Source organism: Pinisolibacter sp. (assembly GCF_036782435.1).
Taxonomy (GTDB): Bacteria; Pseudomonadota; Alphaproteobacteria; order Rhizobiales; family Ancalomicrobiaceae; genus CALBKH01.
In genome coordinates this window covers 25,877-43,213 of the sequence record NZ_DAIPZB010000041.1, presented here as the reverse complement: position 1 = coordinate 43,213, position 17,337 = coordinate 25,877, and the positions used below count along the sequence as shown (strand labels likewise).

At 71.1% G+C, this 17,337-nt stretch carries 5 protein-coding genes; 2 read left to right on the top strand and 3 right to left on the bottom strand.

The window, feature by feature from the left end; translation table 11 throughout:
- Positions 1 to 2,701 (top strand): autotransporter family protein (locus V7Q42_RS16500; RefSeq protein WP_333825200.1); only part of this gene is annotated, 2,701 nt, incomplete at its 5' end.
- A gap of 587 nt (positions 2,702 to 3,288) precedes the next feature.
- Here the strand turns inward: V7Q42_RS16500 and V7Q42_RS16495 are convergent.
- Positions 3,289 to 5,286 carry an O-linked N-acetylglucosamine transferase, SPINDLY family protein gene (locus V7Q42_RS16495; RefSeq protein WP_333825199.1) on the bottom strand — a complete coding sequence of 666 codons (1,998 nt, stop codon included), beginning with the start codon at positions 5,284 to 5,286 and terminating at the stop codon, positions 3,289 to 3,291.
- A gap of 117 nt (positions 5,287 to 5,403) precedes the next feature.
- Positions 5,404 to 15,609, bottom strand: a complete 10,206-nt coding sequence (locus V7Q42_RS16490; protein ID WP_333825198.1) for a beta strand repeat-containing protein — start codon at positions 15,607 to 15,609, stop codon at positions 5,404 to 5,406.
- Positions 15,610 to 16,038: 429 nt separating this feature from the next.
- Here V7Q42_RS16490 and otnI point away from each other — a divergent pair, with 429 nt between their 5' ends.
- Positions 16,039 to 16,827 (top strand): 2-oxo-tetronate isomerase, encoded by a 789-nt coding sequence (gene otnI, locus V7Q42_RS16485; RefSeq protein WP_333825197.1) that lies wholly within the window; start codon positions 16,039 to 16,041, stop codon positions 16,825 to 16,827.
- Positions 16,828 to 16,849: 22 nt separating this feature from the next.
- Here the strand turns inward: otnI and trxC are convergent, their stop codons facing one another.
- Entirely contained in the window at positions 16,850 to 17,290 is a 441-nt protein-coding gene (gene trxC / locus V7Q42_RS16480; protein WP_333825196.1) for a thioredoxin TrxC, read from the bottom strand.
- Positions 17,291 to 17,337 lie beyond the last annotated feature (47 nt).

Below are 17,337 nucleotides of genomic sequence, written 5' to 3'. Positions count from 1 at the left end.
CGGCGCCACCGTCGGCTCCGGCTCCGCCTCGGGGGCGATCTCGCTCGCCGTGGGCACGAACACCGTCTCCGTCGTCGTCACGGCCCAGGACGGCGCGACCACGACCACCTACACGGTGACCGTCACCCGCGCCGGCTCGTCGGTGTCGAGCCTCTCGGCGCTGAGCCTCAGCTCCGGCACCCTGTCGCCGAGCTTCGCCTCCGGGACGACCGCCTACACCGCGTCGGTCGCCAACGCCGTCGGCTCCGTCACGGTGACCCCGACCGCGAGCGATGCGAACGCCACCATCAAGGTGAACGGCACCGCCGTCACCTCCGGCTCCGCCTCGGGGGCGATCTCGCTCGCCGTGGGCACGAACACCGTCTCCGTCGTCGTCACCGCCCAGGACGGCGCGACCACGACCACATACACGGTCACCGTCACCCGCACTGCGGCCGGGCCGGTCGTCTCCGGGGTGGCGCCGTCGACCGGAGCGGCGTCCGGCGGCACGTCGGTCGCCATCACCGGCTCCGGCTTCACCGGCGCGACGGCCGTCCGCTTCGGCTCGACTCCGGCGACCACCTTCACCGTCGCCTCCGCCACGCGCATCGACGCCACCGCTCCCGCCGGCACGGGCACCGTCGACATCACCGTCACCACGCCCGTGGGAACGTCGGCCACCGCAGCCGCCGATCGCTTCACCTGGGTGGCCGGACCGTCGATCGGTTCGATCGCGGCGCAGACCATGAACCTCGGCACCACGGTGAGCTTCGACATGATGATCGGCGGGGGCGTGGGGACGCTCAGCTGCACGGTGCGGTCTTCGAGCAGCGTGATCGACGCAGCCGGCGTCTCCTTCGGTTCCTGTGTCGCCGGCACCAATCGCGTCACCGTCACCGCGGCCGCCGCGGGCTCGACGGTGTTGACCCTCTCGGTGGTCGACGCCGCCGGCCAGCGCGCCGCCGTCGACGTGGCGGTGACGGTCCGCTCGACGCTCGCCGCACGAACCGCGGTCGCGGCGAAGACGCTGCGTGTCGGCACGGCGGCCGGGAGCTTCGTCCCGGTGGTCGGATCGGGCGGCGTCGGCACGCTCACCTATTCGGTCTCGCCGGGCCTGCCCGCCGGCCTCGCCTTGGCCGCCGCGACCGGTGCGATCTCCGGCACGCCGACCGCGACGAGCGCCGCGACGGGCTACGAGGTCACGGTGACGGATGCGGCCCGCTCGCAGGCGCGCGCCTCCTTCTCGCTCACCGTCCTCACCGCCATCAGCGCCGAGGACGACACCGCCGAGACCAAGGAAGGGCTCCCGGTCACCATCGACGTGACGGCCAACGATGCGGGCGGCCCCTTCACCGCCGTCGCCGTGGCCGGTGCACCGTCGCACGGCACCGCCACCGTGTCCGGCCTCGCCGTGACCTATGTGCCGACCGTCGGGTTCACCGGTGTGGACAGCTTCACCTATCGGGCGGTGAAGGGCTCGGACCGTTCATCGGAGGCGACCGTTCGGGTCACCGTCGCGGCGCGGGCTCGACCGGATCTGGACGCGAGCGTCTCCGGGCTGATCAGCGCCCAGAACCAGGCGGCCCGCCAACTCGCCGACACTCAGCTCCACAATTTCCAACAGCGCCTGGAGAGCCTGCACGGCGACAACCCCGCCGGTGATTCCTTCGGCATCAGCATCGCGGACACGCCCACCGACGATCGCACCGTGCTCGGCTACGATCGCACCGATCCCGAGATCGACCGCAACCGCGGCATCGATCCGGAAGGGCGCGGCCTCGCCGCCATCGGGCGCATGACCGACGGGTCCGGCGTTCGCGGTGATCGCTTGTCCGCGGAGCGTCGACGGACGCCGGTCCGCGACGATGGCCGGGTTGATCGTGCCTTCTCCTTCTGGACCGCCGGCGCGCTCACCATCGGCAACGTGTCGAGCAACCAACGGACCACGGGCAACACCTTCTCGACCTCGGGCGTGACCGCGGGCGTCGACTATCGCTTCGACCCGCGCCTCACGGTCGGCGTCGGCGTCGGCTACGGTCGGATCGCGACCGACATCGGCACCGAAGGCTCGCGCACCGTGGCCGATCAGTATGCGGCGGCGATCTATGCGTCGTACCGGCCCACCAGGACGATGTTCGTCGACGGCGTCGCCGGCTTCGGCCGCATCGACTACACCTCCGCCCGCGCACTCGCCGGTTCCTCCGCCATGGCGACGGGCCGGCGTGGCGGTCAGGAGTTCTTCGGCTCCCTGACCGCCGGCGAGGAATATCGCGGGACGCTCGAAGGCGCCCGCTGGCTCCTGTCGCCCTACGCGCGTCTCGACGTGATCTCCGGCCGGCTCGCCGAATTCGCCGAGACATCGCCGGTCACCGGAACGGCGTTGCGCTACGGCGCGCAGTCCTTCGGCGACGTCTCCGTCGACCTCGGTATCCGGGGCAAGATCGACATCAGGACCGACTTCGGGTCGATCTCGCCGCATTTCCGCGCCGAGCTCCAACACGACCTGCAGACCTCGGCGAACGCCACGGTCTCCTGGGCCGATCTGATCGGCGGCACCACCTATACGGTCCCGGTGACCGGCCTCGACCAGAACCGGATCATGCTCGGCGCCGGTCTCGACCTCGATTGGTACGGCTATCTGCTCGGCCTCGAGTATCGGAACACGTTCGGCTCTTCCTCGGAGACCCAGTCGGTCGGCCTGAAGATCAAGAAGCGGTTCTGACCGTCGCTCCGTCGCGGCTGATACCGGCGGGCTCCGAGGCCGACTCGCAGGGGCTTCGCGACGGTTCGGATCGTTGACGCCATGGCGCGGTGAGGATTCGCGCCACGGCCGCTGCGGCGAAACTTCGGATGGACCACGCGACTTGGGGCCTACGACGACGAGCCACCGCGGCGTGGCACGCCGATCGGACCGGACGGTCGCTGTCGCCGGCGGCTGCGCCCGATGGCATGGACCGGGTGCAAGCGGCCCGGATCGGCTGGATGGATCGCCAGACCCTGTGCGACCGGGGCCTCCGCTTCACCCGACAGGATCCCTATTGTCTGCGCGACATGCGGTCGAAGGGCACCCTGTCGGCTGCCGTAGGAGCCGTTGGCCGATCGATACAGATGGGTTGCGCAGAAACGGAGCGGATACCGGCCGGATACGCGAAGAGAGCGTCGGCGGGGGAAGTGTTTCCGTCGATCCGCCTCGGAGTCTCGCGGTCGACGCGCCGTCCCGGTGCCGGCGATCCGCCGCGGCCGGCACGATCTTCCCCGAGAGAGCCGGATCGGTAGTTTCTTCCCGGTCGTTGCGGTCCGCCGGTCGGCTCAGGCGCCGAGGAGACGGCGGTCGGCGTGCAGCGGCCGCAGCCGATGGCGCGCGGCGAGGCGATCGCGCCACCAGCCACGATAGTCGGCGACGGCGCCGACTTCGACCGCCTCGTGATCGAAGTCGAGGCCGACGTCGAGATAGGCGTCGAGGTCGGCGAGATCGGGTTTCGGCAGCCGTCCGGCGGCGAGATCCGCCCACATCTCCTCGTAGAGCCCTTCGAGCCGCTCGACGAGGAGAGCCATGTCGAAGAGCGTGCAGCCGTCGCGCCCCTCTTCGAGCCGCTGACGCAGGTGAGCGAGGAAGGCCCTGTCGTGCCCGAGGGCGACGGCCTTGTCGACATAGGCCTCGGGCGTCTCGACGACGAGTTCGGGCAGGCCGGCGGAGCGCACCAGCGAGCCGCAGACCCGGGCGGCGAAGCAGCGCCCCGACCAGGTGAGCACCGGCACGCCCATCCACAGCGCGTCCGAGGCGGTCGTGTGTGCGCCGTAGGGGGTGTTGTCGAGGAAGAGATCGGCGAGCGGATAGCGGGCGAGATGCAGCGGATTGGCGAGCTTCGGGGCGAAGACGATGCGCTCCGGCGCGATGCCGCGGGCCGCAGCATGGGCTTTCAGCCGATCGTTGGTGCCGTCGGCGCCGGTCAGCAGCCACAGCACCGACCCGGGCACCCGTGTCAGCACGTCGAGCCAGCGATCGAAGGTGAAGCGGGTGATCTTGTGGGTGCCGTTGAACGAGCAGTAGACGACCGCATCCTCCGGCAGACCGGCCTCGGCGCGCGTCGGGCGCGTCTCGGCGATCACCCGGACGCGGTTGTTGGGCTGATAGCACGGCAGCCGCAACACCTTCTCCGAATAGAAGATCTCGTGGTCGGGCGGGATGATCCAGTCGTCGGCGACGATGTAGTGGTGATAGGGGCTCGCCACGGTGCCGGGATAGCCGAGCCAGTTGACGATGATCGGCGCCGGCCGCATCGCCAGGAGCTTCGTCCGCCCCTCGCGGGTGTAGCCGTTGACGTCGACGAGGATGTGGACGCCGTCCTCGGCGATGCGGTCCGCCGCGGTGGTGTCGTCCATCTCCGAGACGTCGACCCAGTGGTCTGCGGCGGCGCGATAGGCCAGATGCAGCGGATCGGCGGCCTTCGGCCCGCAGTAGTAGGCGAAGATCTCGACCTTCGAGCGATCGTGGAGGCCGAAGACCTCGGCCATCAGATGCCCGACGGCGTGTTCGCGCAGGTCCGAGGAGAGATAGCCGATGCGCAGGCGCCCGTCGCGGACGGCGGCGCGCGGCCAACTCGTCGTCACGCGCGCCGGCAGACCGACGTCGACGGCGTTGTAATGGGCGGCGAGCGCCAGCTGGAACAGCGGATCGTCGGTGTAGGCGGCTGCCGAGAGCGGCGACAGGCCGAGCATCAGATCGCGTCGGCTCACCCGCTCGGTCGGTTGGATCACCGGCCATTCGCAGGTGCGCTGGCGCAGCGCCGTGAAGTGCTGGGCGACCTCGCGCTGGCGCGGATCGATGTCGAGACTCTGGCGCAACATCTCCTCGGCCGCCTCGTCGCGGCCGGCCGCCTCGAGGGTGCGGGCGATCTGATTGAGCGCCGTCGTCTTGTGGGCGATGGTCGTGCCGTTGACCGGGGCAAGCGCCGCCACCACCTGCGACCACCGCGTCACCGCATCGCCGATCGCTCCCTGGCGCTCGAGGATCCGGCCGAGGTTGATCTGCGCCGGCATGAAATCCGGCGCCCGGGCGATCGCCCGCTCCAGGCAATCGCGGGCGCGCACGAGATCGCCGTCGTCGGACAGCACCACCGAATAGTTGAAGAGCACCGCGTGCAGCAGCGGATCGTCCGGGTTGGCCTCGATCCACGAGCCGTAGAGAGCCGAAACCGCGGCGGTCTGGCCGCTGCGTTTCAGCGTCTCGGCGGCGCGGATGAGTTCCATCACGCCGAAGCCGCGTCCGCCGCTCGGGCCGGTCGGGGAGGCGGTTTCGTTCGACATGGCGCCCTCGTCCGTGGTCGTCGGGGCGACGTCGCGCCGCCCGAGATGACGGGTCGGAGATCCGAACCATCCGTCGGATCTCGCGTCAGGGCCGAAACAGAAGAGAAATCATCGCGATCACGAGATCGCCGTCACCATCGCGTCGATCTGCTCGGCCGTCATGCTGGCTATCTGAGTCGTGGTGAAGGCGTCAATTTGCGTGGCGTTCAGCGCCTCGATCTGGTTCGTCGACAGCTCCACTACGAAGGACGTCGGCAGTGCCGAGATGGTCGTGGTCGTCAGACCTGAGAGCTGGACGGCGGAGAGCGCCGCCATGTGGGTGGCGTCGAGGAGGTCGAGCTGGATCGGCGACAGCGCCGCGACCTGTGCCGAGCTCAGCGCCGCGAACTGGGCGAGGCTCAGCTGGTTGATCTCGGTCGAGGTGAGGCTCGAGATCTGCGTCGAGGTCATCGCCGCGAGCTGCGTCGACGTGAAGGCGGCGAGCTGGGTCGAGGTCAGCGCCCTGAGCTGCATACGGACGAGGCCGGTCAGCTGCTCGAGAGTCATCGCCGCGATGTCGTCGCCCTCGAGTTCGGCGATGCCGGTGAGCGAGATCGCGCCGATCTGGGCCGACGAGAGGCCGGCGATCTGGGTGGCGGTCAAAAGATCGATCTGGGTCGGCGTGAGCCCGGCGACCGCCGCGGTCGACAGCGATCCGATCATCGTCGAGGTCAGCGCGCCGAACTGGCGATCGGTCAGCGAGGCGATCTGCGTCGCCGAGAGGCCGGAGAGCGCCGTCTCGCTCAGTTCGGCGATACGCGTGGTGCCGAGCGAGGCGATCTGGGTGGCGGTGAGGCCGGTGATGCCGGAGGCAGAGAGCGCCGCGAACTGGTCTTCGCTCAGCGCCGCCAGATCCCAGGTCGAAAGCCCGGCGACGCCGGTCGCGGTGAGGCCGGACAGTTCGGTCGCGGTCAGCGCCGCGACCTGTTCGTCGCTGAGCGCCGCCACCTGATCGGCGGTCAACCCGGAAGCGCCCGCCGCGGAGAGCGCGGCGACCTGGGTGGTCGAGAGCGCCGCGAGCTGCGTCGTCGTCAGTGCCGCCACCTGGGTCGAGGCGAGGCCTGCGATCGCGGTCGCCGACAGCTGACCGAGGCGCGTCGTGTCGAACCCGGCGATCTGCGTCGTGGTCAATGCGCCGAGCTGCGTCCCCGTCAGCGCCGTGAACTGGGTGGAGGTGAGCGCCGCGAGTTCGGTCGCCGAAAGACCGGCGATCGTCGTCGAGGCGAGCGCACCGATCTGATCCGCCGTCAACGCCGTCGCCTGGGCGTCGGTGAGCGCCGCGTATTGGGTGACGCTCAACCCCTCGAGGCCGGTCGCCGACAGCGCCGCGACCGCCGTCGTGGTCAGCGCCGCGAGCTGCGGGGCCGAGAGCGCGGCGACCTGGGTGTCGACCAGCCCGGCGAGTTGGGTCGTCGTCAGATCGGCGATGCGGTTCGTCGTGAGCGAGGCGATCTGCGTCGTGGTGAGTGCGCCGATACGTGTCGAGGTCAGCGCCCGCAGCTGCGTGGTGGTGAGCGCCGCCAGCTCGGTCGCGGTGAGGCCGATGACCGCGTCTGTGCCGATACCGGCGATCTGGGTGGTGGTGAGCGCCGCGAGTTGCGTCGTGGTGAGGTCGTCGATCCGGCTCGCGGTGAGGCCCTGCAGCGCCGTGGTGGTCAGCGCCGCGATCTGGCGGGTGCCGAGGGCGCCGATCTGGGTCTCGGAGAGCGCGCCGATCTCGGTCGAAGTCAGGCCGCCGATCTGCGTGGTGGTCAGCTCGCCGAGGCGGGTCTCGGAGAGGGCGGCGATCTGCGTGGTGGCGAGGCCGCCGACCTGGCCCGCCGTCAACGCCGCGAACTGCGCCGCCGAGAGACCGGCGAGATCGGTGGCGTCGAGACCGTGCAATGCCGTCGTCGACAGCGCCGCGATCTGGGTCGTCGCCAACCCGGCGAGCTGGGTGGCATCGAGGGTCGCGACCTGGGTCGAGGTCAGGCCGGCGATCTCGGTCGAGGTGAGCGCTGCGAGCCGCGTCGTGTCGAGGCCGGCGATCTGGGTCGTCGTCAGCGCGCCGATCTGTTCCGAGCCGAAGGCGGCGAGCTGGCGGGTGGTGAGCACCGCCAGATCGTCGAGGCCGAGCCCGGCGATCGCCGTGGTCGAGATCGCCGCCAGCTGGGTGGTGGTCATCGCCCCGAGTTGCGTCGTCGTCAGATCGGCGAGACCGGTCGAGGTCAGGCCGCCGACCGCCGCGGTGGCGAGCGCCGAGATCTGACGGGTGCCGAGGGCGGCGAGTTGGGTCGCGGTCAGCGCCCCCGCCTCGGTGGCGGTCAGTGAGCGGATCTGGGTGGTCGAGAGCGAGGCGATGCCGGTCTCGGTGAGCGCCCGGATCTGCGTGGTGGTGAGCCCGGCGATCGCCGTCGCCGACAGCGCCCCGAGCTGCGACGTGGTCATCGCCGCGATCGCCGTGGACGTCAGGCCGCGAACGCCCTCGCCGTCGAGAGCGGCGAGCTGGGTCGTCGAGAAGGCCGAAAGCTGCGTCGCCGAGAGCCCCGCCACCTGGGTCTCGCCGAGACCGCCGATCTGGGTGGTGGTCAGCGCCCCGAGCTGGGTCGTCGTCAGTGCCGCCACTTGGGCGGTCGCCAGCGCCCCGAGTTGCGTCGCGGTGAGGCCGGTGATGCGGGTGGTCGAGAGCGCCTCGATCTCCGCCGTGGTCAGCGCCTCGATCCCGGTGGTCGAGAGAGCCGCGAGCTGGCTCGTCGACAAGGCGGCGATGCCGGCCGACCCGAGCGCCGCGACCTGGGTGTCGGCCAGCGCCGCGAGCTGGGTCGAGACCAGGGCGGCGAGCTGCGTGGTGGACAGCGCGGCGATCTGGCTCGTCGAGAAGGCCTCGATGCCGTCGGCGCCGAGGCCACGGATCTGGGTGGTCGAGAGCGAGGCGATCTGCGTCGCCGCCAGCGCCGCCACCTGGGTGTCGGCGAGCCCGGCCATCTCGGCAGCGGTCAACGCGGCGAGCTGGGTATCGGCGAGGCCGGCGACCTGCGTCGTCGTCAACGCCCCGATCGCCGACGCCGAGATGGCGGCGACCTGGGTGGTGGAGAATTCGTCGAACTGGCTCTCGGTCAGTGCCGCGAGCTGGGTGCCGTCGAGCCCGGCGATCTGGGTCGCGGCGAGGCGATCGATCTGGCCGGTCGAGAAGGCGGCGATCTGCGTCTCGGTGAGCGCCCGCAGCTCGGTGGTGGTCAGCGCCGCCACCTGCGAGGTGGCGAGCGACGCGATCTGCGTCGTCGTCAGGCCGGCGATGCCGGTCGTCGACAGCGCCGAGATCTGCGTGGTGGTGAGGCGTCCGAGCTGCGCGGTGCCGAGCGCCTCGACCTGACCGGCGGTGAGCGCCGCGACCTCGGTCGTCGCCAGGGCGCCGAGCTGGGTGGAGGTCAGCGCCGCGAGCTCGATCGCGGTCAGGCCGCGCACGGCGCTGGTCGTCAACGCTGCGATCTGGGTGGTGGCCAGCGCCGCCAATTGATCGAGCGCCAGTTCGGAAACCTGCGTCTCGGTCAGGCCTTTGATGCCGGTGGTGGTCAGCACCCCGATCTGGGTGGTGGTGAGCGCCGCCAGCGCCGTGGCGTCGAGCGCCGCGATCTGGCTCGAGGCGAGTGCCGCGGCTTGCGTCGTCGAAAGCGAACCGATCGCCGTGGTGGTCAGCCCGTCGATGCCGGCGGCGGAGATCGCGGCGATCTGGGTGGTCGTGAGCGCGGCGAGGCGGGGCGCGTCGAGCACCGCGGTCTGCGCCGAGGTCAGGCTGCGCACCTGGGTGGAGGAGAGCCCGGCGAGCTGGGTGGTGGTGAGCGCCGCCACCTGGGTCGCGCCGAGCGCCGCGATCCCGGTCGGGGTCAGGCCCTTCAACTGGGTGGTCGACAGCGCCGAGATCTGCGTCGCCGAGAGCGCGCCGATCTGGCCGGTGGTGAGGCCGCCGATCTCGGTGGCGGTGAGCGCCGTGAGCTGGGCTGTGGTGAGTGCCGCGAGTTCGGTCTCGGTGAAGCCGCTCGCCGCGGTGGCGGTGAGAGCGGCGATCTGCGTGCCGGTGAGCCGGGCGAGCTGGGCGAGCGACAGGTCACCCACTTGCGTCGCGCTCAGGCCGGCGAGCGCCGTGGTGGTCAGCGCCGCGATCTGGTCGGTCGACAGCGCCGCGACCTGGGTGGTGTCGAGCGAGCCGAGCTGGGCGGAGCCGATCGTCGCCACCTGCGTGGCGGAGAGGGCTTCGAGCTGGGACGCGCTCAGGCCGTCGAGGGCGGTCGCCGACAGCGCCGCCACCTGGGTGGTGGTCAGCCCGGCGATCTGCTCGGTGGTCAACGCCGCCGCCTGGGTCGAGGCGAGGCCGCCGATCTCGGTCGCCGGGATCGAGCGCAACTGTTCGGTGGTCAGCGCCGCGATGCCGGTCTGGGTCAGCCCGGCGAAGGCCGCCGCGGTGAGCGCCGCCAGCTGACCGGTGTCGAGCGAGGCGATCTGAGTGGCGGTGAGAGCGCCGACCCCGGTCGCATCGAGGCCGCGCAACGCCGTGGTGGTGAGCGACGCCACCTGCCCGGCGGAGAGTGCCGCGAGCTGGGTCTCGCTGAGCGAGCCGATCTGGGTGGCGGACAAGGCCCTCAGTTCGGTGGTGGTCAGCGCCTGGGCCTGAGCCGCGGTCAGGCCGTCGAGACCGGTCACCGACAGGGCGGCGGCCTGCGTCGTCGTCAGTGCCGCCATCTGCGCCGCGTCGAGGCCGGCGATCTGGGTGTCGACGAGGCCGGCGATCTGGGTGGTGGTCAGCGCCGCGAGCTGGGTCGAGGTCAGTTCCGCCATCCGGGTCGGGGCGAGACCGGCGAGGCCGGTGGTCGAGATCGCCGCGATCTGGTCGGCGGCGAGCGCGGCGAACTGCGTCGAAGTGAAGGCCGCCACCTGCGACGCGCCGAGCCCGGCGAGACCGGTGGTGGTCAGCGACGCGAGCTGGGCGACGTCGAGGGCGGCGATCTGGGTGTCGGCGAAGGACCCGAGCTGGGTCGCGGTGAGCGCGCGCAGCTGGGTGGCGGCCAACGACACCAGCTCGACGGCGGTCAACCCGGCGAGCGCCGTGGTGGTGAGCGCCGCCATCTGCGTGGTGGTGAGCGCGCCGAGCTGGGTCACGCTCAGCGCCGAGATCTGATCGGCGGTCAGACCGGAGAGCTGGGTCGCGGTCAGGCTCGACACCTGACGGGTGGTGAGCGCCTCGATCTGCGAGGTCGTGATCGCGGCGACCTGGGTGGCGGTCAGGCCGCCGACCTGGGTGGTGGTGAGTTCGGCGAGCCGGGTCGTCGTCAGGCCGGCGATCTGCGCCGTACCGAAGCCGGAAACGGCCGTGGCGGAGAACGCCGTGAACGAGGCGGTGTCGAGGGCGGCGATCTGCGTCGCGGTCAGCCCCGAGGCGGCGGTCGACGTCAGGGTGGCGATCTGGCGGGTGTCGAGCGCACCGAGCCCGGTCGTCCCGAGCGCGGTCGCCTGGGTCGAGTTCAGCGCCCTGAGTTCGGTCGCGGTCAGCGATGCGAGCTGCGTGGTGGTCAGCGCCGAGACCTGATCCTCGGCCAGTGCCGCCACCTGGGTGGCGGTCAGGGCGCGGATCTGGGTGGTGCTCATCGACGCGAGCTGCGCCGAGGCGAGCCCGCCGATCGCCGTGGTTGTCAGCGCCGCCAGTTGCCCGTTGGAGAGCGCCGCGAGCTGGGTCGCCGACAAGGCTTCCACCTGATCGGCGCCGAGCCCGGCGATCGCCGTGGTGGTCAGCGTCGAGAGATCCTCCGCCTCCATCGCCGCCACCTGGGCGGTGGAGAGCGAGGCCACCTGGGTGGCGTTCAGTCCCTTGGCCTGGGTGGTGGAGAGGCCGGTGATCGCTTCGGCCGAGAGGTCGTCGAGCTGCGTCGTGGTGAGCGCCCCGACCTCCGTCGCGGTGAGCGCGGCGAAACGCGTCGCGTCGAGCGAGGCGAGCTGCTCGGCGGTGAGCCCGGTCACCTGCGTCGTGGTCAGCGCCGCGAGTTGGCTCGTGTCGAGCGCGGAGAACCGCGTGACCTCGAGCGAGCCGATCGACGTGCTGGTCAGACCGCGCAGCTGGCGGGTGGAGAGCGAGGCGATGTCGGTGGCGTCGAGCCCGGCCAGCGCCGTGGTGGTCATCGCCCCGAGTTCGGTCGCCGTCAGCGCCGCCACCGCCGTCGCACCGAGCGCCGCGACCTGTTCGGCGGTGAGGCCGGCGACGCCGGCGATCGACAGAGCGGCGATCTGCGACGTGGCGAGCGCGCCGATCTGCTCGGTGGTCAGCGCCGCGACGGTGGTCGAGCGCAACCCGCCGATCTGGGTGGTGGTCAGCGCCGCGAGTTGGGTGGTGGTCAGCGCCGCCACCTGGGTCGAGCCGAGGGCGGCGAGCGCCACCGCCGACAGGCCGCGCGCCTGCGTGGTGGTGAGCGAGGCGATCTGGGTCTCGGTCAACCAGGCCATCTGGGTGGACGAGAGACCACCGATCTCGGTGGCGGTCAGCACGCCGAGACGCGTGCCGGTGAGGGTCGTGAGGACGTCCTCGCCGAAGCCCTTCATCTGGGTCGGCGTCAGCGCCGCGAGCTGCGTGTCGGTCAACGCCGCGATCTGCGTGGCGTCGAGCGCGCCGATGGCGGAACTGGTCAGCGCCCGGAGCTGCGTGGTGGTGAGCGCCGCGAGTTCCGCCTCGGTCATCGCCGCGATCGCCGTCGTCGCCAGCGATGTCAACTGAGTGGTGTTCAGACCGGCGATCTGGGTGGTGGAGAGGCTCGCGATCTGCGTTTCGCTCAGGCCGGCGATCGCCGAGGTGCTCAGCCAGCCGATCTGCGACGAGGTGAGAGCCGCCGCCTGGGTCGTCGTCAGCCCGCTCACCTCGTCCGCCGTCAGGCCGCGGATCTGGCCGGCGGCGAGCGACGAGAGGCGGGGCGCGTCGAGTACGTCGATCTGCTCGCCGGTCAGCGCCGCGACCTGAGCCGCCGACATGCCGCGGAGCTGCGTCGTCGACATCGCCTCGATCAGCGTCGCCGGCAGTTCGGAGAGGACGGTGGCGGTGAGGCCGCCGATCTCGGTGGCGGTCAGCGCCGCGAAGGCGGTCGAGGAGAGGTCCGAGATCTGTTCGGCGCTCATCCCCTGCATCTGCGTCGCGGTGAGCGAGGCGATGCGCGTGGTGGTGAGAGCGGCGAGCTGGGTCGAGGAGAGGGCGCCGATCGCGGTCGACGAGAGGGCGCCGAGCTGCGGCGTCGACAGCGCGGCGATCTGTGTCGCGGTCAGCGCCGTCACCTCGTCGCCGGTCAGGACGCCGAGCTGGGTGGTGGTCAGCGCGTCGATCTGGGTGGTGGTCAGCGCTTGGATGCGGGTCTCGGCGAGACCGATCAGTGCGGTGGCGCGCAGCGCCGAGATCTGCGCCTGCGACAGAGCGGCGATCGCCTCTGTGCCGAGCGCCGACAGCGCCGTCGAGCCGAGGCCGGCGATCTGGGTGGAGGCGAGGCCGGCGACCTGGGTGACGCTCAGCGTCGAGATCTGACCCTCGGAGAGCTGGCCGATCTGGGTGGTGGTGAGGCCGCGCAGCTGGGTCGTGGTGAGGGCGGCGAGGGTGTCGGACGACAGCGCGCCGATCTGCGTGGCGTTGAGCCCGGAGATCGCCGTCGAGGTGAGGGCGGCGATCTGTTCGGCCGAGAGTGCGTCGAACTGCTCCGCCGTCAGGCCGCGGATCGGGCCGGAGCCGAGCGACGCGATCAGCGTGGTCGAGAGCGCCGCGAAGGCGTCGGCGCCGAGGGCCTTGAGATCGCCGCCGTCGAGCGAGACGAACTGGGTGGTGGTGAGCGCCGCCAGTTGCGTCGCCGACAGCGCGCCGACCGCCGTGGACGTCAGCGCCGCCATCGCCGTTCCGCTCAACGCGGCGAGATGGGCGAGGTCGAGGTCACGGATCTGCGTCTCGGTGATGCCGGAGACGGCGAGGCTCGGCAGCGCCGCCATCTGGGTGACGCTCAGCGCGGCGATCTGGGTCGAGGCCATTGCCGCCATCTGGGTCGAGCGCAGACCGGAAAGTTGCGTCGAGGTGAGCGCGCCCACCTGTTCGCTGGTCAGCGCCGCGACGTGATCGGCGTCGAGCGTGGCGATCTGGGTCGAGGTGAAGCCGAGGAACTGGGTCGTCGACAAGGTCGCGAACCGGGTCGTCGTCAGTTGGTCCAGTTGCGCGGCGGAGAGCCCGGTGAGCGCCGTCGAGGTCAGCGCGCCGAGCTGGGTGGTGTCGAACCCGGAGAGGAGATCGGCGGTCAGTCCGACCACCTGTCGCGCCGAGATGGCGGCGATCTGGGTCGTCGACAGCGCGTCGATCTGGGTGTCGGTCAGCACCGCGACGGCGCTCGCCGACAGGCCGCGGATCTGGGTCGTCGTCATCGACGCCAGCTGCGTGGTGGTCAGCGCCGTCGCCTGGGTCGAGGAGAGCGACACCATCTGGTTGGCGTTCAACCCGGCGATCTGCTCGACCCCGAGCCCGGCGATGTCGGTGGTCGACAGGCCGGTGAGACCGGTGATGGTGATCGAGCCGATCTGGGTCGAGGTGAGGGCGCCGAGTTGCTCCGCCGACAGCGCCGCCATGTCGGAGCGGTCGAGCCCACCGATCTGGGTGGTGGAGAGGGCCGCGATCTGTGCCGTCGTGAGTGCGGCGAACTGGGTGGCGGTGAGGGCGCCGACCTCGGTGGAGGTCAGTGCCGCCAGCCGCGTATCGACGAGCGCGGCGAGCTCGCCGGTGGTCAGCGCCTGGATCTGGTTCACCGTCAGCAGCGACAGCTGGCTCGAGGTGAGGCCGGCGAACTGCGTGTCGGTGAGCCCGGCGATCTGGGACGTGGTCAGCGAGCGGATCTGGGTGGTGCTGAGGGTCGCGATCTGAGTCTCGGTCAGCGCCCGCACCTGCTCGGTGGCGAGCAGTGCCAGATCGGTGGTCTGGAAGCCGCGTACCTGCAGGGTGGTCAGCGCCTGCAGCGCCGTGGCGGTCAGCGCTTCGACCTGGAGGGTGGTCAGCGCCGCGATGTGGAACGACGAGAGGCCGGCGACCTGCTCGGCGGTCAGGGCCGCGATCTCGGCGTTCGACAGGCCCGAGAACTGGGTGGTGGTGAGCGCACCGATCTGGGTCGACGACAGCGCGGCGAACTGCGTCTCGGTGAGCGCGACGAGATTGGCGCGGGTGAGGCCGCTGATCTGGGTGGTGCCGAGCGCCGCGATCTTGTCGACGCCGAGGCCGGCGAGCTGCGACGCGGAGAGCCCGGCGAGCGCCGTCGAGGTCAGGGCGCGGAACTCGTCGATGGTCATCGCCGCCAGATCTTCCGTGCCGAAGCCGGCGATCTGCGGCGAGGTCAGCGCCGCGAACTGGGATGCGGAGAGCGCTTCGAATTGGGTGGCGGAGAGCCCGTCGATCTGGGTCGCGCTCAGGCCCTTGATCTGGGTGGTGCCGAAAGCGGCGATCTGCTCGGTCGAGAAGGCGGCGATCTGGGTGGCGCTCAGAGCACCGACGTCGGCCGAGGTGAGGCCGAGGATCTGCGTCGCGGTGAGCGCGGTGATCTCGTCGGTGGTGAAGGCGGCGACCTGGGTCGTCGTCAGCGCGCCGATCTGGTTCGCCGTCAGTCCACCGAACTGGGTCGCGGTGAGCGCGCCGATCTGCTCGGTGGAGAGCCCCTTGACCGCGGTGGTGGTCAGCCCGGCGATCTGGGTGTCGGCGAAGGCGGCGAGTTGCTCGCTCGTCAGCACCGACACCGCGACGCGGCCGAGCCCGGCGACCTGGATGGCGCTGAGCGCGCCGATGCCGGTGGTGGTCAGCGCCCCGATCTGCGTCGAAGTGAGGGCGGCGATCTGGGTGGAGCCGATCCCCGAGATCTGGGTGGCGGTGAGCGCGGCGACCTCGGTCGTCGTCAGGCCGCGCAACTGGATCGAGTTGAGCGACCCGAGCTGCGTCGAAGTGAGCGCGGCGAATTGCTCCGCGCTCAGCTCGGCGAAATCGGTCGCCGTCAACCCGCGCAACTGCGTCGTCGTCAGGACCGCGATGTCCTCCGGCTCCAACGCCGAGAGCTGGATCTCGCTGAAGACGCTGAGCTGGACCGCGGAGAATACGATCTGGGTGGGAACCAGCGCGGCGATCTGGGTCGAGGTCAGCGCCTCGACCTGGGTGGTCGACAGCGACTGGATGGCGCTGGTCGAAAGGTCCGTGATGTCGGTCGTGCTCAGCCCCGCGATCTGCGTCGCCGTATAGGACGAGAGGGAGGTGAGGGACGAGATGGAAGTCACGGCGACCTGCGAGCACGGTTCGACCGGGGCACGAGCGCCCCACGGTCCGCGAAGCAAGCGAAATGCCATGGAAACAGAGAGAATTCCGGTATCGATATCAGCGCGTTGGCGGGGGCGTCCGCGAACCGCGCGGTACCGGGGGGCAGAATGTTCCCCCTCCGCCGGCGATCTTTGCCGACCGGGCGCCGGTCCTGCCGCCCCCGTTTTTCGAGGCTGAAGGCCGCCCGAGCCGCACCGGACCGTGTACCGCGACCGCGGACCGAGAGCAGGGTCGCCCTTCTCCGACGCCCGTCGGTCGTCCGCTCGTCGTCGAGCGCGACGCCCCGCCGCTCTGGACAGGGCGGATGCGGATACGGGATATCTCGGGCGGGCGAGTGTCCGCCGCCACGCCGATCACGGCGCGCCGATCCCTTCCCTCGAGGCCGTCTCATGCCCCGCTTCGCCGCCAACCTGACGATGATGTTCACCGAAGTGCCGTTCCTCGAGCGCTTCGCCCGCGCCGCGGCGGCCGGGTTCACGGCGGTCGAGTACCTCTTCCCCTACGAGGTCGCCCCCGAGGCGATCGCCGCCGAACTCGAACGCCACGGCCTCACCCAGGCGCTGTTCAACCTGCCGCCGGGCGACTGGGCGGCGGGCGAACGCGGTCTCGCCTGTCGCCCCGATCGCTTCGCCGACGTCCTCGCCGGCGTCGACCACGCACGCCCCTGGATGCGCGTCACGAACGTGTGTCGCATACATCTGATGGCCGGAATCGGCGACCGCTCGAACCCCGATCACGTCGCCGCCTATACGCGCTCGGTCACCGCCGTCGCCGACCGTCTGGCCGCGGATGGCGTCGACGTGTTGATCGAGCCGATCAATCGCCGCGACATGCCGGGCTATTTCCTCGACGACTTCGACTTCGCCGCCGATCTGATCGCGACGCTCGCCCGGCCGAACCTCAAACTGCAGTTCGACGTCTACCATCGCCAGATCCTCGCCGGCGACGTCGTCACGGCGCTGCGCAGCTTCCTGCCGATCGTCGGCCACGTCCAGATCGCCGCGGTGCCGGAACGCCACGAGCCCGGGACCGGCGAGTTGAACGACGCCCGGATCTTCGCCGAGCTCGACCGCCTCGGCTATACCGGTTTCGTCGGCTGCGAATACCGACCGGCCGCCGGTACGGAGGCCGGCCTCGGCTGGTTCACGCCGTGGCGGGCGGAGGGCGGGGCGGCCTGATCCGACGAAACCGTCGACCGGCTCAGCCGAGGTGGCTCTCGACCCAGCGCAGGATCTGCGGCGTCGACATGGCGCCGGGCTGCCGCGCCACTTCGCGCCCGCCGACGAAGAGGGCGAGGGTCGGGATCGAGCGGATGCCGTGGCGGGCGCCCGCTGCCTGGTCGGCCTCGGTGTCGAGCTTCAACGCCCGCACCCGCGGCTCGAGCGCGGCCGCGGCTTCGGCGAAGCTCGGCGCCATCATCCGGCACGGGCCGCACCACGGCGCCCAGAAGTCGACCAGCAGCGGCAGGTCGGAGCGCTCGATCTGACGGGCGAGACCGGAGCCGTCGACCTCGATCGGCTTGCCCGGGAACAGCGCCGACTTGCACGACGGGCAGTGAGCGGCGTGGAACTGGCCGGCGAGCTTGTCGTCCGGCAGGCGGTTGACGGCCCCGCAGCCGGGGCAGACGACGTGAACGGGCATGGGATGTCCTCGTGAGGAACGCGGTCGGCCGCGAGCATCGCGGCGCG